The following is a 6,106-nucleotide window of genomic DNA, read 5'->3' on the forward strand; positions in this document are numbered from 1 at the left end:
CGCTACGTTATTGGCGCAACTCTGTTCTCGCTTACCTGGCTGCAAATTAGATGATTAAGGAAGCAATAATGAAGAAAATCTTACTTATTTTAGGTGCGGTGATGGTACTACAGACAGCGCCAGTGCAAGGTGCAGGTACTGCCAGTGGAACACTAAACGCAACACTCAACATCATCGCCGGTTGTTACATCGATAATGGCCTCGGGAGTGGCAACTTAAGTAATCTGGGCACTGTAAATTTCGGTACAGTGAGCGACCTAACCGCACCTCTTAGCATGACATTCAGTGGCACCACCAACGATTCACTTAAATTGCATTGCAGCAATAATACCGCTTATTCCATCGCAATAGATAATGGGCTACATGACAACTCAGGGCAACGACGACTGGCTGGCGGAACATCAGAATTCGTCAATTATAACCTTTACAGAGACAACGGTTTTCTCCAGCCATGGAATGCGACGCCAGTATCCGGCACGGTTGATGGAACGGGCACTGGGTTGGCCACCGCGATCCCACTGACTATTTATGCCCGCGTCCCTGTTCAAGCGACCCCCAGTGTCGGCACCTATCTCGATACTGTTACCGTCACTGTTACCTGGTAATGGCAGGCCGCTTGTTTGCTCTGGCCGCCACTTGCAGCTTATTACTGCTGCCACTTTTTCCCGTTGGGGCTATAACGAAAAATGCCAATATCACCGTCCGTGCCACGCTATTGCCCACTTGTACTGCGGGCACCATTGTTAATGGCGCAACCAGTTTTGGTACCCTGAATTTCGGCACCGTGGTTGCGTTAACCACCCCGATTGCCGTCGCCGGTCAGGGAAATAACGGTGCTATTTCCGTCCAATGCAGTAAGGGGACCAGTTTTAATGTGCTACTCAGTGGTGGGCAGAGTGGTAGCACTGCCAGCCGTTATTTGGCCGGCGGCCCGTCAGGCCAGCATGTTAATTACAACCTGTATACCGATGCGGCACATAGCAAAATTTGGGATAACCTGACTGGCATTTCCCAGATTGCTACCGGATCAGTGGTGGTCATTCCGGTTTATGGTCTGGTTTTTGTCCAACCGACCCCGGCGGTTGGGACTTATACCGACACCATTCAGGTCACGGTGAATTGGTAAATATTATCGAGGATGCTGACAATGAAATATGCTTTATCTCAGTATAACCTCACCCGCGCCCTACTTATTTTAGTACTCAGCATCGCCGTTGCCCATGCTGCCACCTCACCGGTATCTAAAAGTTTCACTGTCAATGCAATAGTGCAAACCGGCTGTAGCCTTGGGGGCGGAGCCACCGATACCAGCAACTTTGGCACATTGGATTTCGGCACCGTCTCTTCATTGGCAAACGCCACTAACGCAATATCTGGACTCAACTCAGGCAGTATCGTCCTCCAGTGCAGTGGTAATCCCACGGTCACACTGGCACTTAATTCCGGGGCCAATACCTCAGGTAACATTTCTGCCGGCAGGCGCTTACTCAACAGCACAACGGGCGAATATTTGCTGTATCAAATATATCAAAACTCTGCCCGAACCCAGATCTGGGGGGATGGTGCCAATGGGGGATCGACACGTTTAGTGACCACCGATGGCACCCTGCAACAAGTCATTTTATATGCACAACTGTCTGCCAGTAGTACGCAACCTAGCGCTGGCGTCTACACAGATACTTTATTAGTTACAGTTACTTATTGATTACTGGCACGATGCCGCAGGAGATTTCACTATGACGCCATTTAACCTACTATCTCGGGTAATATTGCTTTCGGCCACACTGACCAGTAGCCAACTGTATGCTGCGGCCTCCGTTCTGATCTGGCCCATTGACCCGATAATTTCAGACAGTGATAAAGCCACTGCATTGTGGTTGGAAAATAAAGATAGTCAGCCTATCTATATGCAGATTCGAGTATTAGGTTGGCAGCAGGTCAACACCCAAGACGATTACACCCCGCAATCAAGAATTATCGCCAGCCCACCGGTTGCAACTATTCAACCCGGTAAGCGTCAACTGATTCGTTTAGTCAAAAACGCCCCCGTTCCCGCCGGGCAAGAACAAGCCTACCGCATATTAATTGATGAAATACCTTATAAGGACCCAAACGATAAAACCGCCCCCGCTGCCACTCAGTTAGGGCTGAAATTCCAAATGCGCTATTCCGTTCCCTTGTTTGTTTACGGCAGTGGTGTGCTGGCGGCATCTGATACCACACCAGCCCCCGGTGTTATGCCGACGAAACTCAGTTATAGCGTGCATTCACAAGGCGAGAAACAATGGTTGAATATCTCTAATCAGGGTGCTGTTCATGCACGGATTTCGCGGGTGACCCTGCAAGAGAAAGACATTAATAAAGGTTTACTCGGTTATGTGTTAGCCGGTGCAAAAATGAGTTTCCCGCTCAGCCCAACAGCCAGAACAGGAGAATTAAGCGCCATTATCAATAACAGCACCAAACCCATAGTCATCCCACACCAATAAGGTGTTCGCATACAGCAGATAAGGTGTGTTTAATAATAACCTAGGGTTGGGAATGACTATCAGATTCAAGCTGTCACCATTATTAATATTGATGTATGGCTCAGTGTTGTTGCCTTCACTCATCCCCTGGGAGGTTTGGGGGGATAATCTGCCGCCACCTATGGCAACAATGCCCGACAGTACCTTATATCTTGAGTTAGTGGTCAATGACCGTAACTTTGGTGATGCTGTGCCAGTCATCTATCGCGGGGGACATTACTATCTTTCACCAGCACAGTTAAAAACCATCGGATTACCCTCTAGTGCAGAGGTTGCGGTTGATAAGATGGATAAGGTGGCCGTGAAATATGATGGAGAAAACCAACGGTTATTGATTGATGTCCCCAGCGAGTGGTTACCGAAACAGCAAATTAACTCTGCCGCAACTGATGATTTTAATCTTGCACAAAGTAGCCTGGGATTTTTATTAAATTATGATTTTTATGTCAGCCAGAACAGTGGTAACCCACAGTCAGGTAATGCCTCAGCCTGGAGCGAGCAACGTATTTTTGACCGTTTTGGTTTGATCAGTAATACCGGCGTTTATCGTACTAACTTTTCAGGTAATAACGGCGACACGGATAATAACGGCTATATTCGGTTTGATACCCAATGGCAGAGGAATGATGAAAAAAACCTGCTACGTTATACCGCAGGTGACCTGATCACCGGAGCCTTGCCCTGGAGTAGCGCGGTGCGCCTGGGTGGTGTTCAAATCGCGCGTAATTTTGCTATTCGCCCCGACCTTATTACCTATCCGATGCCGCAATTTGCCGGTCAAGCTGCGGTACCTAGCACTGTCGAACTGTATATTGATAACTTCAGAACACAATCAGCCAATATTAACCCCGGCCCTTTTGTTATCGATAATGCCCCTCGTATTAATGGTGCTGGCCAAGCGACTATTATTACAACCGATGCCCTCGGTAGACAAATCAGCACCTCAGTGCCATTTTATGTTGCCAGTTCACTGCTAAAACCCGGCATGTGGGATTTTAGCCTGTCAGCCGGTGCTTTACGCCGCAATTATGCCATCCGTTCTGCCGATTATGCTGATCCTGTCGCCAGTGGCGTGGTTCGTTATGGCACAACGTCTTGGTTGACACTAGAAGGCCGAGGGGATGCTGCCAAAGGCATGAATGTGGTAGGTGGCGGAGCCGGATTTCGGCTGGGCCTATTTGGGGTACTGAATGGTGCCTACAGTATGAGTAATACCTCTGCCGATGCATTTAGTGATGTCATCAGTCAACCAGCCACTGATATTAACAATTCAACCATTAATACCTCACAGGTTGCCATTAATACCCGTGGTGGTATCGGTAACCAGCGTTCATTAGGTTATACCTACAGTAATTCCTACTTTAATCTGAATGCTCAGCGCATTAGCCGCAGCGATAATTATGGCGATCTGGCTAATTACAAAAGCGACTTTCGTCTGAGCCGACGTACCGACCAGATAACCGGCAGTATCAGCCTTGGAAACTTAGGGACACTTGGATCTGGTTATTTCGATGTCAGGGATGCGCTCGGTGAGCGAACCCGGTTGGTCAATATCAGCTATAGCACCTCAATATTCCGTAATACCAGTATTTACCTCTCCCTCAATCGTGAGTTGGGGACCAAAGGTTACAACGCACAACTGATCTGGAGTATCCCGCTGGGTGAATGGGGATCAGCCAGCGCCAGCACCAGCCGTGATGTTGATAACCAGTGGTCCCAACGCGTGAATTATAGCCGGGCAGCGCCTTCTAATGGCGGGCTGGGTTGGAATCTCGCTTATGCCAACGGCAACAGTGAAAATAGCAGTTACCAACAAGCAGATATTATTTGGCGCACTCGGATAATGGAAAGTCGCGCCGGTGTTTATGGCAATAGTGATAACTATAATAGTTGGGGTGAAATGAGTGGCTCGCTGGTTATGATGAATGGCGGCGTTTATGCCAGTAATATGATTAACGATGCATTTGCCTTGGTATCAACCAATGGTTTTAGCAATATTCCGGTCAGTTACGAAAATCAACTGATTGGTACTACGAACAACAACGGATATATCTTGATTCCGACAGTTTCTTCATATTATCAGGCCAAATTCCAGATTGATCCCATGAATTTACCTGCCGATGTCATATTGCCAACAGTAGAGCGAAATTTAGCGATCAGCGAACGCAGTGGCTATTTAATTGATTTTCCCATAACACAGATTACCGCCGCAAATATCAGACTTACCGATAAATCCGGTCAAGACTTACCGAAAGGCAGCGCGATATATACCACGGGCGACACACCTAGCGGTTATGTCGGTTGGGATGGTATGGCTTATATTGAGCAAGCCACCCAATTGAATAAACTCACCATCGTGCGAGCTGATAATGGCACCCGCTGCTACAGCCAATTCCAATTGAAAAATACTAAAGGGATACAAGATGCTGGTACAGCCATATGCCAATAATTGCCGTACCTGGCTATCGACAACTTTATTTAAGGAGCAGCTAATGATATCGCTCACGACGCGAATTGCCAGCAAGCTACCTCGGCCATACAGGCTACCTTACTGGTTGGTTCTGTCTGTACTGTGGCTATTGTCTGTCAGCAGTGCCACTGCGTGCACTTTTGCTGCCGCAGAAGTAAAACTGCCGCAAAATTCATCGTTTAATGTCAATACCCTCCCCGAAAGTGCCAGTGGTATAACGGCACTTGGCTGTGATGGAACAGCGCTGAGCGTATTATCCACCCCCGTATTGAACAGCACCATCACCAGCACTGCTAATAATCTTAATCTTAAGAATGCCGCCGGCGACTTAATTCCTTATTCAATCTATTCTGACCCAGGCTACAACAATCCCATTATAGTCGGGGGGAATATTAACTATGCTAACAGCAATTTACTCACCATCGTGCTGGGGAAAATAAAAGCCAATTTACCTATCTATATCCGTACTGGCAGTAATAATGCCATTAACATCAATATCAGTGCTGGCACTTATACCGATACTATCTCTTTGAACTGGAATTATGATTTATGCTCTGCCGTTATTGGCGTCTGTATCGGTGGCACATTCAAAGGAACCGCATCATCAACAGTCACTGTCACATTGGTGGTCAACAACGATTGTGTCATAAACGCCGCGCCCAATGTCGATTTTGGTAGCTACGCGTTAATGTCACAATTTATTCCTGTAAATCAATTTATCACCGCTACCTGTACCAAGAACGCCACCTTCACTACCTACATAACAAATGGCGATAATTTCTCTGCCCCTTGGCCCCAAATGAAATTGCTCCCAGGGAGTGTTATACCTGCACCCCCTACCGACTATTTACAGTATCAACTGTATCAGGGCTCGGGGTCGATTCCCTGGAATATAACCAACAAAAGATCAGATACCGCGACAGGCTCAGCTCAACAGATCCCTTATAAAGCGATGATCAATGCACAACAAACGCAAAGAACCGTTGGCACCTATCAGGACAATGTCAGTGTAGTGCTGGAATACTAGTGTGCTGCCGGAATACAGAGGATGAGAAGCCATTAACTCGTTGTGTTTTATGCACTATTGGTCTTTTAATCTTTTATTTTT

6 protein-coding genes are annotated in these 6,106 nt (G+C 47.3%); all 6 read left to right on the plus strand.

Annotated features, from left to right (window positions below; translation table 11 throughout):
* Positions 1–68 precede the first annotated feature (68 nt).
* The 6 genes from V1952_RS19315 to V1952_RS19340 are packed head-to-tail and all read left to right on the plus strand — an operon-like array spanning position 69 to position 6,025.
* Complete coding sequence (locus tag V1952_RS19315) at positions 69–605, plus strand: spore coat U domain-containing protein (protein WP_420075344.1); 537 nt, start codon at positions 69–71, stop codon at positions 603–605.
* Entirely contained in the window at positions 605–1,126 is a 522-nt protein-coding gene (locus tag V1952_RS19320) for a spore coat U domain-containing protein (protein ID WP_420075345.1), read from the plus strand. Before V1952_RS19315 ends, V1952_RS19320 begins: the two co-directional genes overlap by 1 nt.
* A 21-nt stretch (positions 1,127–1,147) precedes the next feature.
* Complete coding sequence (locus V1952_RS19325) at positions 1,148–1,705, plus strand: spore coat U domain-containing protein (RefSeq protein ID WP_372559179.1); 558 nt, start codon at positions 1,148–1,150, stop codon at positions 1,703–1,705.
* A 31-nt stretch (positions 1,706–1,736) separates the two neighbouring features.
* Positions 1,737–2,489 (plus strand): molecular chaperone, encoded by a 753-nt coding sequence (locus V1952_RS19330; protein WP_372559180.1) that lies wholly within the window; start codon positions 1,737–1,739, stop codon positions 2,487–2,489.
* A 52-nt stretch (positions 2,490–2,541) separates the two neighbouring features.
* Entirely contained in the window at positions 2,542–4,977 is a 2,436-nt protein-coding gene (locus V1952_RS19335) for a fimbria/pilus outer membrane usher protein (RefSeq protein ID WP_420075346.1), read from the plus strand.
* 43 nt (positions 4,978–5,020) lie between these two features.
* Positions 5,021–6,025 (plus strand): spore coat U domain-containing protein, encoded by a 1,005-nt coding sequence (locus V1952_RS19340; RefSeq protein ID WP_372559182.1) that lies wholly within the window; start codon positions 5,021–5,023, stop codon positions 6,023–6,025.
* Positions 6,026–6,106 lie beyond the last annotated feature (81 nt).

The organism is Yersinia sp. 2542 StPb PI (genome assembly GCF_048593855.1).
Taxonomy (GTDB): domain Bacteria; phylum Pseudomonadota; class Gammaproteobacteria; order Enterobacterales; family Enterobacteriaceae; genus Yersinia; species Yersinia enterocolitica_E.

What these genes read in the sequence shown, in the direction of transcription:
- V1952_RS19325 (WP_372559179.1), top strand. Translation starts at nt 1,148, where the DNA reads ATGAAATATGCTTTATCTCAGTATAACCTCACCCGCGCCCTACTTATT.
- V1952_RS19320 (WP_420075345.1), top strand. Translation starts at nt 605, where the DNA reads ATGGCAGGCCGCTTGTTTGCTCTGGCCGCCACTTGCAGCTTATTACTG.
- V1952_RS19330 (WP_372559180.1), top strand. Translation starts at nt 1,737, where the DNA reads ATGACGCCATTTAACCTACTATCTCGGGTAATATTGCTTTCGGCCACA.
- V1952_RS19335 (WP_420075346.1), top strand. Translation starts at nt 2,542, where the DNA reads ATGACTATCAGATTCAAGCTGTCACCATTATTAATATTGATGTATGGC.
- V1952_RS19340 (WP_372559182.1), top strand. Translation starts at nt 5,021, where the DNA reads ATGATATCGCTCACGACGCGAATTGCCAGCAAGCTACCTCGGCCATAC.
- V1952_RS19315 (WP_420075344.1), top strand. Translation starts at nt 69, where the DNA reads ATGAAGAAAATCTTACTTATTTTAGGTGCGGTGATGGTACTACAGACA.